The organism is Streptomyces glomeratus, assembly GCF_021462825.1.
Taxonomy (GTDB): domain Bacteria; phylum Actinomycetota; class Actinomycetes; order Streptomycetales; family Streptomycetaceae; genus Streptomyces; species Streptomyces glomeratus.
The window spans coordinates 1-1,006 of record NZ_JAKEEB010000097.1; the positions used below are offsets into that span (position 1 = coordinate 1).

1 protein-coding gene is annotated in these 1,006 nt (G+C 68.6%); it reads left to right on the top strand.

Annotated features, from left to right (window positions below):
- The first annotated feature begins 377 nt into the window (after positions 1 to 377).
- Positions 378 to 848 (top strand): STAS domain-containing protein, encoded by a 471-nt coding sequence (locus tag LZ604_RS35470; protein ID WP_234520353.1) that lies wholly within the window; start codon positions 378 to 380, stop codon positions 846 to 848.
- Positions 849 to 1,006 lie beyond the last annotated feature (158 nt).

Consider the following 1,006-nt stretch of genomic DNA (forward strand, 5'->3'; position numbering starts at 1 on the left):
CAGCGGATGCACGCCCCGGGCAGACACCCGCGCGTTCCGGGACCCTGCCCGGCTACACCACTTCATGGGACGCGATCTTGCTCCCTCCGCCGGGCGGGAACACACGAGCCTTGAACGTCACCCTGGTGCAGCCGACCTGGTCGCCGAAGTCGATGTCGACGTCGCCCGGGACAGCGCCGGCCGCCGGCGCCACCCCGCACGGCTGCACCGCCCCCGTCCGGGCGTCTGCTGGGCTCGGTCCCGCAGATAGGCAGCTGCCCGGGACAGCACACCCGCACTCAGACAACGTCGGCCACGGTCCTGCGGCCGCCCCGGAGGAACGCTCGTCGGCGTCATGCCGATGAAGAAGAAAGAGGAGGTCACCGACGGAGGCGGGGATGGACGACGCCACCTTCGAGACCACGGTCTTTCATACCGGTGACAGCATCACGCTGGCAGTCACCGGCGAGCTGGACCTGCTCACTGGTGAACAGCTGCGGCTGTCGGCCAGCGCATGCCTGGCCAAGGAGATCCGGCAGCTGGTGGTGGACCTGCGCCACGTCACTTTCTGTGACTGCGCGGGAGTGAATGCGCTGCTCTCGGCGCGCCGACAGGCCCTGGCAATGGGGGTGGACTTCGTACTGGCCGAAGTCACGGCTCCCCGCGTCGCCCGAGTACTGCGGCTGACCGGCACGGGCATTCTGTTCGATCTGGACTTACGGAAGCCGTGGAAGCATCCCGGAAAGCTGCTCGCCGCGGCCCAGGGCGGCTTCATGTCGATGAGACGACCCCTGCTCACCTCTGCGATCGACGTCATGGGCTCCGAGACGGGGGAGCCGCCACGCCACGTCTACTGCGTGGACCTGTGACTCCTCCCCCGGCTGAAGCCGGGGGCTTCTCGTTACGCCGGGTTGGCGTCGCGACGGACCAGCCCGGCCCGTAGAACGTTGAGAGCGCCCACCGTGTCAGCGTGCGCGTGGTGGCCGCACGAGACGCAGTGGAACTTCTGCTGTGTGGGCCGGTTCTC

Coding starts and splice junctions, on each gene's coding strand:
- LZ604_RS35470 (WP_234520353.1), top strand. CDS start 378: ATGGACGACGCCACCTTCGAGACCACGGTCTTTCATACCGGTGACAGC.